This window comes from Streptomyces sp. NPDC093065 (assembly GCF_044754585.1).
Lineage (GTDB): Bacteria > Actinomycetota > Actinomycetes > Streptomycetales > Streptomycetaceae > Streptomyces.
Window position 1 is genome coordinate 37700 of the sequence record NZ_JBIVPJ010000024.1, and the last position, 15551, is coordinate 53250.

Consider the following 15551-nt stretch of genomic DNA (forward strand, 5'->3'; position numbering starts at 1 on the left):
GGATGGCCCGCGGTAGACCCCATGCCCGTACAAGCGGGGCATGTGCTCCCCGCAGAAGCGGGGCTACGGCCCTCGCGGGGACCTCCTCGCGAGGGCCGATCCCGGTCAAGGTACCGTCGATGCGTGTACCGCTTCCTGTTGTCCCGCCAGTGGGTGATCCTCACACTGGTCGCCGCGCTGCTCATCCCCACGATGATCCGGCTGGGCTTCTGGCAGATGCACCGCTACGAGGAACGCACCGCCCGGAACGACCTGGTCGCGCGCGCTCTCGGGGCGTCGCCGGTGCCCGTGGAGTCGCTGACCGCGCCCGGCAGGAAGATCACCACGCGTGAGCGGTACCGGACCGTCACCGCCACGGGCCGCTTCGACACGGACCGCGAGGTCGTCGTCCGGCGCCGCACCGACGCCGACGACAACATCGGCTACCACGTGCTGACCCCGTTCGTGCTGGACGACGGCAGCATCATGCTGGTCAACCGGGGCTGGATCCCCGCCGACGGCCCGAGCCAGACGGAGTTCCCCGAGGTCCCCGCGCCGCCCCGGGGAGAGATCACCGTCACCGGGCGGCTGATGCCCGACGAGACGACCGAGGCGAGCGGCATCAAGGACCTCGAGGGCCTGCCGGACCGGCAGATCATGCTCATCAACAGCGAGCAGCAGGCCGAGCGCCTGGACGCCCGGGTGCTCGGCGGATACGTCGTCCTGAAGACGCCGGAGCCGAAGAACGACACCCCGGAGCCGATCGGCAGGCCGGGCAACGAGAACGCGGCGCTGAACTTCGCCTACGCGATCCAGTGGTGGCTGTTCGCCGCGGCCGTACCGGTCGGCTGGTGGTTCCTGGTCCGCCGCGAGAAGCACGAGCGCGAGGCCGCCGAGGAGGCGGAGCCGGCACAGGCGGAACCCGCGGCGGTGTAGCCGCGCGGCGGGAGCGCCCGGGCGGATCCGATTGCTCCGGCTCCGGCCGGGAAGGGGTCAACCCGTGCACCCCCACATCGAGGACTACGCGCTCATCGGCGACCAGCAGACCGCGGCCCTGGTCGGCACGGACGGCTCCGTGGACTGGCTCTGCCTGCCCCGCTTCGACTCGGCCGCCTGCTTCGCCAAGCTGCTCGGCGACGAGGACAACGGCCACTGGCGCATCGCCCCCAAGGGTGCCGAGCGCTGCACGCGGCGCGCCTACCGGCCCGACACGCTCGTCCTGGACACCGAGTGGGAGACCGAGGACGGTGCGGTCCGCGTCACCGACCTGATGCCCCAGCGCGACCGCGCCCCCGACCTCGTGCGCATCGTGGAGGGCCTGAGCGGCGAGGTCACCGTGCACAGCGTGCTCCGGCTGCGCTTCGACCACGGCTCGATCGTCCCGTGGGTGCGCAGGTCCGACGGTCACCGGGTGGCCGTCGCCGGGCCGGACTCGGCGTGGCTGCGCAGCGAGCCCGAGGTGCACAGCTGGGGGCGGGACTTCGGGACGCACGCGGAGTTCACCGTCGCCGCGGGCGAGAAGGTCGCGTTCGTGCTGACCTGGCACCCCTCGCACGAGCCCAGGCCGCCGCTGATCGACCCGTACGTCTCGCTGGAGCACAGCGTCGAGGACTGGCGCGCGTGGGCGGCGCGGTGCCGCTACGGGGGTCCGCACCGGGACGCCGTGGTGCGCTCCCTGATTACCCTGAAGGCGCTCACGTACAAGCCGACCGGCGGCATCGTGGCCGCCCCCACCACCTCGCTGCCCGAGGAGCCGGGCGGGGTGCGCAACTGGGACTACCGCTTCTGCTGGCTGCGCGACTCCACCCTCACCCTGGGCGCCCTGCTGTCGGCCGGGTACCTGGAGGAGGCCGAGGCCTGGCGCGACTGGCTGCTGCGCGCGGTCGCGGGCAACCCGGCGGACCTGCAGATCATGTACGGCGTCGCGGGCGAGCGGCGGCTGCCCGAGTTCGAGCTGCCGTGGCTGTCCGGCTTCGCCGGGTCCACGCCCGTCCGCATCGGCAACGACGCGGTGAACCAGCTCCAGCTGGACGTCTACGGCGAGGTCATGGACTCCCTGTCGCTGGCCCGGCTGGCGGGGATGCGCCCCCGGCCGCAGATGTGGGAGCTGCAGTGCGCCCTGATGGACTACCTGGCCACGGCGTGGCGGGAGCCCGACGAGGGGCTGTGGGAGGTGCGGGGCGGGCGCCGGCAGTTCGTGCATTCCAAGGTGATGACGTGGGTCGCCCTGGACCGGGCGGTGCGCACGCTGGAGCACCGTCCCGAACTGGGCGGCGGTGACCTCGACGCGTGGCGCGCGCTGCGCGACGAGGTGCACCGCGAGGTGTGCGAGAAGGGCTACGACCCGGTGCGCCACACCTTCACCCAGTACTACGGCTCGCGGGAGCTGGACGCCTCCCTGCTGCTCATCCCGCGCGTGGGCTTCCTGCCGCCCGACGACCCGCGCGTCGTCGGTACGGTCGACGCGATCGGCGCCGAGCTGACCCGGGACGGCCTGGTGCGCCGCTACAGCACCGAGGGCCGCCGGGTCGACGGCCTGCCGGGCGGCGAGGGGACGTTCCTGGTGTGCTCGTTCTGGTACGCGGACGCGCTGCACGCGACCGGCCGGACGAAGGAGGCCCGGGAGCTGTTCGAGCGGCTGGTGGGGCTCGCCAACGACGTGGGACTGCTGGCCGAGGAGTACGACCCGGTGGCCGGGCACCAGCTCGGCAACTTCCCGCAGGCCTTCAGCCACGTCGGCCTGGTGAACACGGCCCTCGCCCTGTTCGGGGACGAGGAGGCAGGATAGGGCCATGGATCTTGGACTGAAGGACCGGGTGTACGTCGTCACGGGAGCCACCCGGGGCCTGGGCAACGCCGCCGCGCGCGAACTGGTCGCCGACGGGGCGAAGGTCGTCGTCACGGGGCGGGACGAGAAGAGCGTCGCGGAGGCGGCCTCGGCTCTGGGACCGGACGCGGTCGGGGTGGCCGCCGACAACGCCGACCCGGAGGCCGCCGGGCGGCTGATCGCCACCGCCCGTGAGCGCTTCGGCCGCTTCGACGGCGTACTGATCAGTGTGGGCGGGCCGCCGCCCGGGTTCGTCGCCGACAACACGGACGAGCAGTGGCAGGCGTCGTTCGAGTCGGTGTTCCTCGGGGCGGTGCGCCTCGCCCGGACGGCGGCGGCCGAGCTGGCGGACGGCGGGGTGATCGGCTTCGTGCTGTCGGGTTCGGTGCACGAGCCGATCCCGGGCCTGACCATCTCCAACGGCCTGCGCCCGGGTCTCGCGGGCCTCGCCAAGTCCCTGGCCGACGAGCTGGGCCCGCGCGGCATCCGCGTCGTCGGCCTGCTGCCGGGCCGCATCGACACCGACCGGGTGCGCGAGCTGGACGGCATGTCGGCCGACCCGGAGGCGACCAGGGCGGCCGCCGAGTCCCGCGTCCCGCTGCGCCGCTACGGCGCCCCGGAGGAGTTCGGCCGCGTGTCCGCGTTCCTGCTCTCCCCCGCGGCGTCGTACCTCACGGGCGTCATGGTCCCGGTGGACGGCGGCGTGCGGCACGGGTTCTAGGCGGGCCGCGCCCCTCAGCTGACCCGCTCGGCCCCGTGCTTGACGCCCCGGAGCTGGACCTCCGCCGGGAGGGACGGCAGGTTCGCCGAGTCGCGGGCGTGGGTCAGGGCCCGGGTGGTGAGGTCGTGCAGGGCGGTGCCGGGGTCCACGTGGGGGGCCAGGAGCAGCCGGACGCGGGCCGCCGGGGCGTCTCGGCGGCCGGTCAGCCGGACGCCGGTCCGTTCCACCCCGTCCATCCGGTCCGCCTCACCGGCGAGGACGTCCTCGAGCGCCCGCCCGCGCAGGGTGGCGCCCTCGCCGTCCCCGGTGTCGACGAGGACCTCGGTGAGCCTGCGGCGGCGTACCACCGCGACCAGCCACCACAGGGCGAACAGCAGCAGGACGGCGAGCGCCGCGATGACGACCGGCCACCACCAGCCGGCGTCCCGCCAGCGGGTCCGTTCGGCGTTGCTCAGCAGCACGTCGTGCGGGCCCTGGTGGACCCACCAGGAGGGCGCGGGGGCGTCGAATCCCACGGCCAGCACCGCGCCGCCGACGGCCAGCAGGACCAGGCCCACCAGTGCGGTCAGTACCCGGTTCACGGTTCTGAGCACCGTGCTCACCCCTTCCGTCCGGGGCGCGCGACCCGCAGCGACACGGCGGGCGGCCGGGCCAGGCCGAGGCCGCGTACCGCGTCGTCGAGCACGCCGTCCAGATCGGCCCGTACGTCGTCCAGTTCCCGGAAGTGCGACAGCGCCCGTACCCGGGCCCTGCGGCGGCGCATCCGCACGCGTGCCGCCTGCACCCCGGAGACCTCCATGGCCCGGTCGCGCAGCACCGTGGCGGCGGCGTCCCGGTGCAGCCCGGCGCGTACGTCGGGGTGCGTGCGCCGCATCGGCAGCACCCGGCGCAGTCCGGGGGTGAGGGCCAGCACGAGCAGCCAGAGCCCGAGGGCCGCGGCGACTCCGGCGCCGACCAGCACCCAGGTGTCGTCGACGGGCCGTTCGGCGAGCTGCCGGGCCAGGTCGCGGCGCCAGCCGAGCGCGGACCGGCCGGCGCGCACGGCGACGACGTCGTAGAGGAAGGCCCCGGCGAGGAGCAGGAGCACGAGCGCCACGATCCCGGCGGGGACGCGGCGCACGGACCAGAAGCGGCCGGCCCGGCCGGTGCCGGACGCGTCCGGGGGGCCGGGTGCGCGCTGGTCCGGCGGCGGTGCCGTGCCCGGCTCCGTGCCGCGTTCCACGACGGGCAGGCGCTGGGTGCTGCCCTCTCCCGTCCCGGCGCCCTGGGGCTCGCTCATCGCGTCCTCCCGTGCCTCGCGCCGTACTCCGCCGCCAGGTGCAGCCGCTCCACCCGGACGGCGACCTCCGGCACCGCCATACCCACCAACGCGCGTACCCGCTGGACGACTTGGTGACGCACCCGGCCGCAGCGGGCGCCGATGTCGCACGGGTAGTCGAGTTCGAGATGGACCCGGACGTGGGCGCTGTCGTGGTGGACGACGACGGTGGCGTACGGCCGTGCGGCATTCGGGTGCAGCGGGCCGAGTGCCTCGCGCGCCGCCCGGGCGGCGACCTTGGCGACGACCCGGTCGGCGATCCGCGTGGCACCGCGCTCGCCCGGCGCCACGCGGGCCAGGGGTTGGAGGAGCTCGCCGGCCCCGTCGCTCACGCCGGTCACCGCCGTCGGTCGTCGCGGCTGCGGAAGAAGTCACCGAGGTCCATGTCCCCCTCCAGGAGGCGGCCGACGACGAACCCGACGGCCCCCAGGGCCGCCACCAGCAGGAAGGCGCCGAACCCGCCGAAATACCCGGCGAAGCCCAGTGCCATGCCGGCGATCATGCCGACCACGGCCATGCTCATGGTGCGCTCCCCTCGATCACCGCTCGGTCCTCTTCCCTCTTCGTGTCACGGTCCGCGTCATTTGATCCGGGGCTCCGGTTCCTCGTCCTCCTCGTCGGGCAGCTTCACGTCGCTCACCGCGATGTTGACCTCGACGACCTCGAGACCGGTCATCCGCTCCACCGCCGCGACCACGTTCTCCCGTACGTCCCGGGCCACCTCCTCGATCGACACGCCGTACTCGACGACGATCTCCAGGTCGAGGGCGGTCTGCTTCTCGCCGACCTCGGCCTTCACCCCGCGTGTCACCCCGGACCTGGTCCCGCCGGGGACCCGGTCGCGCACGGCGCCGAAGGTCCGCGACATTCCGCTGCCCATCGCGTGCACACCGGCGACGTCGCGGGCCGCCATTCCGGTGATCTTCTCCACGACGCCGTCGGCGATGGTGGTCCGTCCCCGGGTGCCGGGGTCTCCGCCGCCGCGACGGCCGGTCTGCGCCCTGACCGCTCCGGGGCTGTCGATCGTGTCCTGTCCGCTGCGGTGGCTCTCCGTGTCGCTCATCGTCGTACGTCCCTTCCGGTCGTAGTCCTGTGACCACGTTAGGCGGGGTCGGGCGGGCGCGCGCCATGGAAGGGGCGGGCCGGAGGAACGACGGCGGCGGCTGCGCGCACCGGGCGCGGAGCCGCCGCCATGGGGCCGGAGGGCCGACCCCTGGTGAGCGCCCTTACTCTCCGAGGCCGGCCAGGTCGCGCAGCCGGCGTCCCTGCGCGGCGCGTTCGGCGGTGCGCTGGGCTTCGTAGTCCCGCGTCCGGGCGCCCTGGAGCAGCGCCTTGGTCTCGACGACCGCGTCGCGCGGTGCGGCCAGGATCGCGGACACCAGGTCGTGCGCCGCGCCGTCGAGCTGGTCCGCGGGCACGGCGAGGTTGGCCAGGCCGGTGCTCACGGCCTCCTCGGCCGCGACGAAGCGCCCGGTCGCGCAGATCTCCAGCGCGCGGGCGTATCCGACGAGGGACACCAGGGGATGCGTGCCCGTCAGGTCCGGTACGAGGCCCAGGCTGGTCTCGCGCATGGCGAACTGCACGTCGTCCGCGACGACCCGCAGGTCACAGGCGAGGGCCAGCTGGAAGCCCGCCCCGATGGCGTGCCCCTGCACGGCGGCGACCGACACGAGGTCGCTGCGCCGCCACCAGGTGAACGCCTCCTGGTACTCGGCGATGGTCGCGTCCAGCTCGGCGTCGCCGCCCCGCGCGAGGTCGATGAACGACGGTTCGCCGTCGAAGCCCTCGGGCGTGAACGCCTGCCGGTCGAGCCCGGCCGAGAAGGACTTGCCCTCGGCACGCAGCACCACGACGCGGACGGAGCCGGGCAGCAGCCGGCCGGCCTCGGCGAGCGCCCGCCACAGAGCGGGGCTCTGCGCGTTGCGCTTGGCCGGGTTGGTCAGCGTCACCGTGGCGATCGCGTCGTCGACGGTGAGCCGCACGCCGTCCTGGTCGAGTGCGGGACCGGGGTCGTGGGCGGGCGAAGCCATGGGGCGCCTCCGAAAGGTGCGGTCGTCGTCCCCGCCGCGCGACGGACGCTGCGCCGTGCGACAGCAGGGCTAAGTGACTGCACAGTAACCACCCGAGCGGTCGGACGACCGACCGGGTGGCCACCATCACTTTCGGAACACCTTGGGAGCCGGGGGCCGCCCGGGACGTCAGGCCGATGTGGCCTTTTTGCCCCGGGTAGCCCCGCCACGCCCTCGGAGCGTGACGCCCGACTCACTGAGCATGCGGTGCACAAAGCCATACGAGCGGCCGGTTTCCTCGGCCAACGCCCGGATGCTCGCACCGGCGTCGTACTTCTTCTTCAGGTCTGCCGCGAGCTTGTCGCGCGCGGCGCCGGTAACCCGGCTGCCCTTCTTCAGAGTCTCGGCCACCCGTGCCTCCTCATGGGAAGTGCGCTCTGGTCTTCTCATGATCACCCCTCCCGGCGCTCATGGCCACCCATTCGGCAAGGTCGATGAGACAAGGTTGTGACGACAGGAGCGGGTCCCCACATGCGGAATCTGCGATTCCAAAGAATCGGGCCCGTTCGGCCGAACGGGTTTTCCCGCGAATTTCCTGGTCAGAAAGGCGATGCGGCCGGAGCCCCCCGACAAGGGGCCCGGCCGCGAAATCGATGTAGGACACACCTCTTGATGAGGAGATCTCACACAGATGGTGGATCACGTATCGGCCGAATGATCCATCACCGGTGGATCATCCATTCGATCAAGCGGGGGCGACGCTCACGCGAGGGCGACGAGGTCCGCGTAGTCGGCGCCCCACAGGTCCTCGACGCCGTCCGGAAGCAGGATGATCCGCTCCGGCTGGAGCGCCTCGACGGCGCCCTCGTCGTGGGTGACGAGGACGACGGCGCCCTTGTAGGTGCGCAGCGCGCCGAGGATCTCCTCGCGGCTGGCCGGGTCGAGGTTGTTGGTGGGCTCGTCGAGGAGCAGCACGTTCGCCGAGGACACCACGAGGGTGGCCAGGGCGAGACGGGTCTTCTCGCCGCCGGAGAGGACCCCGGCGGGCTTGTCGACGTCGTCGCCGGAGAACAGGAAGGAGCCCAGCGTCTTGCGGACGTCGACGAGGTCGAGGTCCGGGTTGGCCGAGCGCATGTTCTCCAGGACGGTGCGCTCGGGGTCGAGGGTCTCGTGCTCCTGCGCGTAGTAGCCGAGCTTGAGGCCGTGGCCCTCGATCACCCGGCCGGTGTCTGGCTTCTCGACGCCGCCGAGCAGGCGCAGCAGGGTGGTCTTGCCGGCGCCGTTGAGGCCGAGGATGACGACCCGGGAGCCCTTGTCGATGGCCAGGCCGACGTCGGTGAAGATCTCCAGGGAGCCGTACGACTTGGACAGGCTCTCGGCGGTCAGCGGGGTCCTGCCGCAGGGCGCGGGCTCCGGGAAGCGGAGCTTGGCGACCTTGTCGGACTGGCGGACCGCCTCCAGGCCGCTGAGCAGCTTGTCGGCGCGGCGGGCCATGTTCTGCGCGGCGACCGTCTTGGTGGCCTTGGCGCGCATCTTGTCGGCCTGCGAGTGCAGGGCGGCGGCCTTCTTCTCGGCGTTGGAGCGCTCGCGCTTGCGGCGCTTCTCGTCGGCCTCGCGCTGCTGCTGGTAGAGCTTCCAGCCCATGTTGTAGACGTCGATCTGGGAGCGGTTGGCGTCCAGGTAGAACACCTTGTTGACGACCGTCTCGACCAGGTCCTCGTCGTGGGAGATCACGATGAAGCCGCCGCGGTAGGTCTTCAGGTAGTCGCGCAGCCAGACGATCGAGTCGGCGTCGAGGTGGTTGGTCGGCTCGTCGAGCAGCAGGGTGTCCGCGTCCGAGAACAGGATCCGGGCCAGCTCGATACGGCGGCGCTGACCGCCGGAGAGCGTGTGCAGGGGCTGGCCGAGCACCCGGTCGGGCAGGTTGAGCGCGGCGGCGATGGTGGCGGCCTCGGCCTCGGCGGCGTACCCGCCCTTGGTGAGGAACTCGGTCTCCTGGCGCTCGTACTGCCTGAGCGCCTTGTCGCGGGTGGCGCCCTGGCCGTTCGCGATGCGCTGCTCGTTCTCGCGCATCTTGCGGATCAGGGTGTCCAGGCCGCGGGCGGACAGGATGCGGTCGCGGGCGAGCACGTCGAGGTCGCCGGTGCGCGGGTCCTGCGGGAGGTAGCCGACCTCGCCCGAGCGGGTGACGGCGCCCGCGGCGGGCTGGCCCTGGCCGGCCAGGACCTTGGTGAGAGTGGTCTTGCCGGCGCCGTTGCGGCCGACCAGGCCGATGCGGTCGCCCTTGGCGACGCGGAAGGTGGCGCTCTCGATGAGGACACGGGCACCGGCGCGCAGCTCGATGCCGGAGGCGGAGATCACGGTCAGACTCCTGGGCGGGTGGATTGGCGGGGTGGGCGGCTGTGGAGGATCCCGCCGTCTAGTGCACGAGGAGAATGGCCATGGGGGCCAGTCTAACGGGGCGGTGCAACCACTTTTCCCGCGAGCGCCGCCAGGGCCCGGCCGGCGGACGGTCCGAGCGTCGCCGGGGCGTTGTCAGTGGCCGGTGCAAGACTGGGCGAACGAGTCCAAAGCGGCCTGCGGGCCACGGGCTCGGTCAGTCACGACGGACCACCGGCTCACAGGGAAGTGATCGGCATGGCAGGCAACGAGGACGGGCGTCCGAGCGTCTACCCGACGCTCCAGTACGCGGACGCCAAGGCGGCGATCCGGCAGCTCACCGAGGCCTTCGGCTTCACCGGACTCGCGGTGTACGAGGACGAGGACGGCTCGGTGGCCCACGCCGAGCTGGTCCAGGGCAACGGCGCGGTCATGCTCGGCTCGAAGGGCAAGGGCGGCCGCTTCGACGAGGCGATGAAGAACGGCGGCCCCTCGGGGGTGTACGTCGTGGTGACGGACGTCGACGCCCATCACCGGCGGGCCGTGGAGCACGGCGCGGAGATCCTGATGCCCCCGACCGACCAGGACTACGGCTCGCGGGACTACATGGCCCGAGACCTGGAGGGCAACATCTGGAGCTTCGGGACGTACGCGCCGGAGGTACGCGGGTAGCCTCCGGCGCCGCGCCCATGACGGGACGGCTCAGCTGCTCCCGGTGTGGACCTGGAAGGCCGCCCTTCGGACGGCCTTGGCCAGGGCGGGGTCGGGGTGCGCCGCGGCGAGGGCGACCAGGACCTGCACGGTGCGGGGGTGGCCGACCGCGCGGACCTCGTCGAGCAGGGCCGGGACGGTGGCCTGCACCGCCGACTCCAGGTGCCGTACGAGCAGGGGGGCCTCCCCGTGGTCGGCGACGGCCGCCGCGGTGTCGACCCACAGCCAGGTGGCCTCCGGGCGGGTGAGGACCTCGTGGGCGTCCTCGGGATCGGCGCCGTCGTGCTCGGCCAGCCACAGCAGCGCGTACGGGCGCAGCGTCGGCTCGTCGAGGACGCCGCGGACGTCGGGCTCGGCGGGGGCGCCGACGACCCGCAGCGCGTCGAAGGCGAGGCCGCGCAGCAGGGCGTCCTCGCCGCGGGCGGCGCCGAGCAGTTCGGCGACGGCGCTGCCGACGGGGCGGGCGGCGAGCCAGGCGCGGTACTCGTCGCGGGCGGCGTTGGGGCGGAGCCGGCCGCAGCCGCGGAGCATGCCCTCGGCCGACTGCTCGATGTTGCCGGCCGGGCTCTGCGCGGCGACGCAGATCTGCTCCAGCTTGACCCAGACCGCCCAGTTGCCGAGCGGGGTGAGCGTGGCGTGTCCGTCGCCGCAGGTGAGGGCGCCGACGGAGACCAGGGCGTGCAGGGCCCAGTCGAGGAGGGGGGCGAGGAGGGTGTCGTCGGCGGGGTCCGGGGCGGGCGGGACCGCTCCCGCGGTGCCGGGCTCCAGCCGGGGACCGTAGGGCACCTCGCAGCGTTCGGTGCGCAGTTCGGTGACGCGCTGCTCCAGCAGGTCCAGGAGCTGCGCCACGGGGACGGGTCCGGCGGACAGCTGGAGGAAGGAGAGCACCTGGGGCATCGCGGAGACGACCTCGGCGACGACCGCGGGCCCCTCCGCGGGCTCGGGGTGGGCGAGCGACCAGGCGTCGAAGAGGGCGACCCAGCCGCGCAGCACGGCGCTGTCGTCGCGGTTCCAGGCGCGCAGCCGCCAGCCGGGGCGGGCGGTGTCTCCGTGCACCTCGATCAGCCCGGCGAGGCGGGCGGTGTCCCAGTCGGCGCGCACCTTGGCCACGGTGAGGCCCAGTTCGCTGGCCGCGTGGTCGGCGGTGGTGTCGGACAGGGTGGCCTTGCCGTCGGCGGTCGCGCTGCCGCGGCCGGGGCCGAGGGCGGAGTCGGCCCAGCGGGCGATACGGGCCGCGTCGGCGAGACCGGAGCGTGCCATTCTGGCCAGCTCCGACCGGGCCGGTGTGCCCTCCGGGGGACGCGGCGCGGGGCGGCGCGGACGCCGCTGGTTCATCGCTTGGGGGGCGGCGGCCAGGGGTCGGTGGCGGACGAGTCGAAGCCTGGAGTCGCGCGGGATACGGGACGTCACGGGTGCAGTCTTCCGGTTGACGGTCCGAAAACCCAAACGGAATGCCCCGGCGGCCTCCTGGGGCGACGGATACGGGCCTCGGGCACGCTGTCCGGGCGCCGGATCAGGCCAGTGGTACGGCGCTAAACGGAACCGAAGCGACGTCCGCCGGGCGGGGGCCCCGACAAGGGCGTGGCGGGGTCGCACCGGCGGGGTGCGGGGTCACACCAGCGGGGTCATGAAGCGGCGCAGGGTCTCCTCGTAGTCCGCGGGGTCGGCGTTCCACATGGCACCGTGCGGGGCGTCGGGGACGGTGTGCAGGGAGACCAGACGCGAGTGGGTGTCGGCGAGACGGCGGGAGAGGCGCCAGGGCGCCACCGCGTCGCCCGGGCCGTGGAAGATCAGGGTGGGGACGGCCGGGCGGTGCAGGCCGGCGGTGCCGGTGTCCCGGTCGGCGCGCAGTCCGGCGCGGCCCTGCGCGGCACGGACGGCGAGCGGCAGGAGCGCGGCGGGGGTGCGGCGGGCGGCGGCCAGGGCGCGCAGGGTGGTCTCCCAGCTGAGCACCGGGGAGTCCAGGACGAGCCCCGCGATGCGCTCGCGCACTCCGGAGAGCGCGGCGGTGCGCAGCGCCATGGTGGCGCCGGTGGACCAGCCGAGCAGGACGACCTGGCGGGCGCCGTGGTCGACGGCGTAGCGGACGGCCGCGTCCACGTCTCGCCACTCGGTCTCGCCGAAGTGGTGCAGGCCGTCGGGCGAGGGCGGCGCGCCGACGTCGCCGCGATACGCGAGGGCGAGGACCGGGACGCTCCTGCGGTGCAGGGGGACCATCAGGTTCAGGGCGTGCTCGCGGGTGGCGGCCAGACCGTGCACGGCGACGATCCAGGTCGGGCGGGCCCCGGGCACGAACCAGGCCGGGAGCGGACCGAGTTCCCCGGGGACCTCCACGTCGGCGTACTCCAGGCCCAGGGCCGTGCCGGGGTTCCCGACGTACAGGTTCGGGGTGAGCCACGCCTTGTCGCCGGTCTCCAGGGTGCCGTGCGTGACGCGTTCGAGGCGGCGTACGACGGTGTCGGCGCCGTGCTCGACGGTGCCGAGGACCGGTCCGACGACCGCGTGCGACCCGTCGCCGGCGAGCCCGTACCGGCCGGGACGCAGCGCGGCGAGATCCCGGGTGAGGGTGATCTGCCCGGCGGCGGTGCCGTGCACGGTGAGCCGGGGCTCGGTGGGCAGGGGCCGGCCGGGGGGCGCCTTGAGCGCGGCGTCGCTGGCGAGCCGGCCGGCGGCGACGCTCGCCGCCCCGGTCGCCAGGGCTGCGGTGACGGCGGCTGCCGTTGCGGTGACAGTGCGCATGGGGCCAGTCTCCTGGTGGAGTCCTCGGGCGGCCAGTGGACGCGTGACAGCGGGTGACGGGGTGCTCGTGTCCCGTAGCCGGTACCCGCTGAGCCGCCCGGCACGCGTCAGCTCCGCTGTCCGTATCCCCGCAGGCGCTGCGTCACCTCCGCCAGCTGGGCCGGCGTCAGCAGCGAGGGCGAGTGGCCCGGCACCGAGGAGGCCGTCAGCCAGAGGCGGCACATCCACTCGAGCTGGGCGGTCCGGTCGTAGGCCTGGTCGAGGGAGCCTCCGTAGGTGATCGTGCCGTGGTTGCGCAGCAGGCAGCCGGTGCGGTCGGCGAGGGCGTCGAGCATGCCGCGGGCGAGTTCGTCGGTGCCGTAGGCCGCGTACGGGGCGACCCGGACGGGGCCGCCGAGCGCGGCGGTCATGTAGTGCACCGGCGGGAGTTCGGGGACGAGCAGCGAGACCGCCGTGGCGTGCACGGCGTGGGTGTGGACGACGGCACGGGCGGCGGGGTCGGCGCGGTACACGGCCAGGTGCATGGGGAGTTCGCTGGTGGGGACCAGCGTGCCGAGCACCTGCCGTCCGTCCAGGTCGACGCCGGTCGCGTCGGCCGCGGTCAGCCGGTCGTAGGGCACGCCCGACGGGGTGACCAGGACCGTGTCGCCGACGCGCACCGAGACGTTGCCGGAGGTGCCGACCACCAGTCCGTCGGCGACCGACCGCCGGGCCGTCCCGACGAGCTCCGCCCAGGCCGATTCCCTGGCCGATTCCCCGGCCGGTTTTCCGGCGGACTCTCCCGCCCCGGCCCACGAACGCGTCACAGTCACCGTCTCCTCCCGGGCATTCCGCACGCCCCTCGCGTCCCGCCGCCGAACGGCCTTGCGGTGATCCTGCCAGGGGCGTCTCCGGAGAGCACCGGAGCGGGCACGCAGAGGGAGGCTCCGGCACCGCTTCCGGTCACCGTGACGCCCTGCTCAGTTCATCTTCCGTTCACCCTGGTTACCTACGTTCGTCGCGCCAACGACCTCGAACGATTGCCTGGGTAAATGGAAAGCTTCTCGCTGATCCTCGCGATTGTGGTGGTAACCGCACTCGCGTTTGATTTCACGAACGGTTTCCACGACACCGCGAACGCGATGGCAACGACCATTTCGACCGGTGCGCTCAAGCCCAAGGTGGCGGTGGCGATGTCCGCCGTCCTCAACCTTGTAGGCGCCTTCCTCTCGGTGGAGGTCGCCAACACGATCTCCAAGGGTCTCGTCGACGAGACCGGCATCCGTCCCGAGGTCATCTTCGCCGCACTGGTCGGCGCGATCCTCTGGAACCTGCTGACCTGGCTGGTCGGGCTCCCGTCCAGTTCCTCCCACGCCCTGATGGGCGGCCTGATCGGTGCCGCCGTCGCCTCGGCCGGCATCGGCGCGGTCAACGGCGACGTGCTCGTCACCAAGGTGCTCCTCCCGGCGGTCGCCGCCCCGATCGTGGCCGGTGTCGCGGCGATGCTCGCGACCCGGATGACGTACTCGCTGGGCCGCAGGGCCGACGGCCGGGCCGCCGCGAAGGGCTACCGCACCGGCCAGATCGCCTCCGCCGGTCTGGTCTCGCTGGCCCACGGCACCAACGACGCCCAGAAGACGATGGGCATCATCACCCTCGCGCTGATCGCGGGCGGCGCGCTCGCCCCCGACTCCGACCCGCCCGTGTGGGTCATCCTGAGCGCGGGTCTGGCCATCGCGCTCGGCACCTACCTGGGCGGCTGGCGCATCATCCGCACGATGGGCAAGGGCCTGACCGACCTCCAGCCGCAGCAGGGCTTCGCCGCCCAGACCAGCGCCGCAACGGTCATCCTGGCCTCCTCCCACCTCGGCTTCTCCCTGTCCACCACGCACTCGGTCTCCGGTGCGGTGATGGGCGCGGGCCTCGGCCGCAAGGGCGGCGTGGTCCGCTGGTCCACGGCCACCCGGATGTTCGTCGCCTGGGGCCTGACGCTGCCGGCCGCGGCCCTGGTCGCCGCGCTCGCCGAGTGGGTCTGCCGTCTCGGCGACTGGGGCACGGCGGTGGTCGCGGTGTTCCTGATCGCGTCCAGCTTCGCGATCTGGCGGATCTCCCGCCGCGAGGTCGTCGACCACACCAACGTCGTCGACGCCGGGGAGCCCGGGGCCGCCGAGCCGGCCCGGCCGTCCGAGCCGGCCGGTGTGGTCACCACGGCGATGGCCGCCGTGTCGCCGCCCCCGGCGGGCCTGACCGAGGAGCTGGCGGCCACCGTCCCGGCCCCGGCCGTCACCGCCGATCCCAAGGCCCCGTCGGCCGCCACCACCGTCTGAGCCCGCGACCCGGGTACGAAGGAAGCGAACCTCCATGAGCATCGACTGGGCAGCCCTCGGCTCCGTCTTCGGCGTCAGCCTCGTGGTCACGGTGGCCCTGGTGAGCCTGTTCACCCTCGGCATCGCCGGCCTCTCGCGCCAGGAGCGGGCCGCCGCCGAGGGGGGCTCCGCGGCCCTCGCGGTCACCGGCGCGTACGCGTGCTTCGCGGCCTGCACGGCGGCGGTGGCGTACGGGATCTATCTGATCGTCGCCTGAGCGCCCTCAGCACCACCGCGCACGCCCCGGGGCGGGGCGCGGAACGGACTCGAACCGTTCCGCGCCCCGCCTCTTCATGTGCCGGCGCACACCCTTCGGGTGTGGGCCTTCGCACACTCCCCCGTCGCAGGTCAACGCCAGGTTGACGGGTGTTCGCGGGGCGTGGTGGACTTCCGGGGCCATCTACGGCGGCAGGAGAGGAAGCCCGGTGCGAATCCGGCGCGGTCCCGCCACTGTGACCGGGGATCAGGACCCCCGGGAGCCAGGAACTCTCACCGCCGGACTCTTCGAACCAGGGCGTGGACA

The 15551-nt window shown here is 73.5% G+C and carries 17 protein-coding genes and 1 riboswitch; of the genes, 6 read left to right on the forward strand and 11 right to left on the reverse strand.

Features of this window, described 5'->3' with window-relative positions:
- The first annotated feature begins 123 nt into the window (after nucleotides 1-123).
- From ACIQFU_RS31890 to ACIQFU_RS31900, 3 genes are all read left to right on the forward strand, one after another.
- A complete protein-coding gene (locus tag ACIQFU_RS31890) occupies nucleotides 124-915 on the forward strand; it encodes an SURF1 family protein (protein WP_402556184.1) in 792 nt (263 codons plus the stop codon).
- Nucleotides 916-979: 64 nt separating this feature from the next.
- Nucleotides 980-2767, forward strand: coding sequence for a glycoside hydrolase family 15 protein (locus tag ACIQFU_RS31895; protein ID WP_402556185.1), 1788 nt, complete (start codon nucleotides 980-982; stop codon nucleotides 2765-2767).
- Between the two features lie 4 nt (nucleotides 2768-2771).
- Nucleotides 2772-3527, forward strand: a complete 756-nt coding sequence (locus ACIQFU_RS31900; protein ID WP_402556186.1) for an SDR family oxidoreductase — start codon at nucleotides 2772-2774, stop codon at nucleotides 3525-3527.
- A gap of 14 nt (nucleotides 3528-3541) precedes the next feature.
- Here the strand turns inward: ACIQFU_RS31900 and amaP are convergent, their stop codons facing one another.
- From amaP to abc-f, 8 genes are all read right to left on the reverse strand, one after another.
- A complete protein-coding gene (gene amaP / locus ACIQFU_RS31905) occupies nucleotides 3542-4129 on the reverse strand; it encodes an alkaline shock response membrane anchor protein AmaP (protein WP_402556187.1) in 588 nt (195 codons plus the stop codon).
- Entirely contained in the window at nucleotides 4126-4806 is a 681-nt protein-coding gene (locus tag ACIQFU_RS31910; protein WP_402556188.1) for a DUF6286 domain-containing protein, read from the reverse strand. Before ACIQFU_RS31910 ends, amaP begins: the two co-directional genes overlap by 4 nt.
- Nucleotides 4803-5186 (reverse strand): hypothetical protein, encoded by a 384-nt coding sequence (locus ACIQFU_RS31915; protein WP_402556189.1) that lies wholly within the window; start codon nucleotides 5184-5186, stop codon nucleotides 4803-4805. Before ACIQFU_RS31915 ends, ACIQFU_RS31910 begins: the two co-directional genes overlap by 4 nt.
- The gene (locus ACIQFU_RS31920) at nucleotides 5183-5368 is read right to left on the reverse strand and encodes a hypothetical protein (protein WP_031047637.1); all 186 of its coding nucleotides are present in this window, start codon (nucleotides 5366-5368) and stop codon (nucleotides 5183-5185) included. Before ACIQFU_RS31920 ends, ACIQFU_RS31915 begins: the two co-directional genes overlap by 4 nt.
- A gap of 57 nt (nucleotides 5369-5425) precedes the next feature.
- Nucleotides 5426-5908 carry an Asp23/Gls24 family envelope stress response protein gene (locus ACIQFU_RS31925; protein ID WP_402556191.1) on the reverse strand — a complete coding sequence of 161 codons (483 nt, stop codon included), beginning with the start codon at nucleotides 5906-5908 and terminating at the stop codon, nucleotides 5426-5428.
- Between the two features lie 163 nt (nucleotides 5909-6071).
- Nucleotides 6072-6875, reverse strand: a complete 804-nt coding sequence (locus ACIQFU_RS31930; protein ID WP_402556193.1) for an enoyl-CoA hydratase/isomerase family protein — start codon at nucleotides 6873-6875, stop codon at nucleotides 6072-6074.
- Nucleotides 6876-7043: 168 nt separating this feature from the next.
- A complete protein-coding gene (locus tag ACIQFU_RS31935; protein WP_003976983.1) occupies nucleotides 7044-7265 on the reverse strand; it encodes a helix-turn-helix domain-containing protein in 222 nt (73 codons plus the stop codon).
- Nucleotides 7266-7616: 351 nt separating this feature from the next.
- Nucleotides 7617-9215, reverse strand: coding sequence for a ribosomal protection-like ABC-F family protein (abc-f, locus tag ACIQFU_RS31940; protein ID WP_402556195.1), 1599 nt, complete (start codon nucleotides 9213-9215; stop codon nucleotides 7617-7619).
- Nucleotides 9216-9491: 276 nt separating this feature from the next.
- Here abc-f and ACIQFU_RS31945 point away from each other — a divergent pair, with 276 nt between their 5' ends.
- The gene (locus ACIQFU_RS31945; protein WP_402556196.1) at nucleotides 9492-9905 is read left to right on the forward strand and encodes a VOC family protein; all 414 of its coding nucleotides are present in this window, start codon (nucleotides 9492-9494) and stop codon (nucleotides 9903-9905) included.
- Nucleotides 9906-9935: 30 nt separating this feature from the next.
- On the opposite strand, the gene ACIQFU_RS31950 is transcribed toward ACIQFU_RS31945, so the two are convergent.
- From ACIQFU_RS31950 to ACIQFU_RS31960, 3 genes are all read right to left on the reverse strand, one after another.
- Complete coding sequence (locus tag ACIQFU_RS31950; protein ID WP_402556198.1) at nucleotides 9936-11354, reverse strand: hypothetical protein; 1419 nt, start codon at nucleotides 11352-11354, stop codon at nucleotides 9936-9938.
- Nucleotides 11355-11555: 201 nt separating this feature from the next.
- Nucleotides 11556-12683 carry an alpha/beta hydrolase family protein gene (locus ACIQFU_RS31955; RefSeq protein WP_402556199.1) on the reverse strand — a complete coding sequence of 376 codons (1128 nt, stop codon included), beginning with the start codon at nucleotides 12681-12683 and terminating at the stop codon, nucleotides 11556-11558.
- Nucleotides 12684-12790: 107 nt separating this feature from the next.
- Complete coding sequence (locus ACIQFU_RS31960; protein WP_402556201.1) at nucleotides 12791-13489, reverse strand: class II aldolase/adducin family protein; 699 nt, start codon at nucleotides 13487-13489, stop codon at nucleotides 12791-12793.
- A 225-nt stretch (nucleotides 13490-13714) separates the two neighbouring features.
- Here ACIQFU_RS31960 and pitH point away from each other — a divergent pair, with 225 nt between their 5' ends.
- Together pitH and ACIQFU_RS31970 are read left to right on the forward strand one after the other, a co-directional pair.
- The gene (pitH, locus tag ACIQFU_RS31965) at nucleotides 13715-14989 is read left to right on the forward strand and encodes a low-affinity phosphate transporter PitH (RefSeq protein WP_402556203.1); all 1275 of its coding nucleotides are present in this window, start codon (nucleotides 13715-13717) and stop codon (nucleotides 14987-14989) included.
- Nucleotides 14990-15023: 34 nt separating this feature from the next.
- Nucleotides 15024-15245 (forward strand): hypothetical protein, encoded by a 222-nt coding sequence (locus tag ACIQFU_RS31970; RefSeq protein WP_402556205.1) that lies wholly within the window; start codon nucleotides 15024-15026, stop codon nucleotides 15243-15245.
- Between the two features lie 196 nt (nucleotides 15246-15441).
- A riboswitch (cobalamin riboswitch) is annotated at nucleotides 15442-15517 on the forward strand.
- The last annotated feature ends 34 nt before the right edge of the window (nucleotides 15518-15551 follow it).

What these genes read in the sequence shown, in the direction of transcription:
- ACIQFU_RS31900 (WP_402556186.1), top strand. Translation starts at nt 2,772, where the DNA reads ATGGATCTTGGACTGAAGGACCGGGTGTACGTCGTCACGGGAGCCACC.
- ACIQFU_RS31910 (WP_402556188.1), bottom strand. Translation starts at nt 4,806, where the DNA reads ATGAGCGAGCCCCAGGGCGCCGGGACGGGAGAGGGCAGCACCCAGCGC.
- ACIQFU_RS31920 (WP_031047637.1), bottom strand. Translation starts at nt 5,368, where the DNA reads ATGAGCATGGCCGTGGTCGGCATGATCGCCGGCATGGCACTGGGCTTC.
- ACIQFU_RS31925 (WP_402556191.1), bottom strand. Translation starts at nt 5,908, where the DNA reads ATGAGCGACACGGAGAGCCACCGCAGCGGACAGGACACGATCGACAGC.
- ACIQFU_RS31930 (WP_402556193.1), bottom strand. Translation starts at nt 6,875, where the DNA reads ATGGCTTCGCCCGCCCACGACCCCGGTCCCGCACTCGACCAGGACGGC.
- ACIQFU_RS31945 (WP_402556196.1), top strand. Translation starts at nt 9,492, where the DNA reads ATGGCAGGCAACGAGGACGGGCGTCCGAGCGTCTACCCGACGCTCCAG.
- ACIQFU_RS31955 (WP_402556199.1), bottom strand. Translation starts at nt 12,683, where the DNA reads ATGCGCACTGTCACCGCAACGGCAGCCGCCGTCACCGCAGCCCTGGCG.
- pitH (WP_402556203.1), top strand. Translation starts at nt 13,715, where the DNA reads ATGGAAAGCTTCTCGCTGATCCTCGCGATTGTGGTGGTAACCGCACTC.
- ACIQFU_RS31970 (WP_402556205.1), top strand. Translation starts at nt 15,024, where the DNA reads ATGAGCATCGACTGGGCAGCCCTCGGCTCCGTCTTCGGCGTCAGCCTC.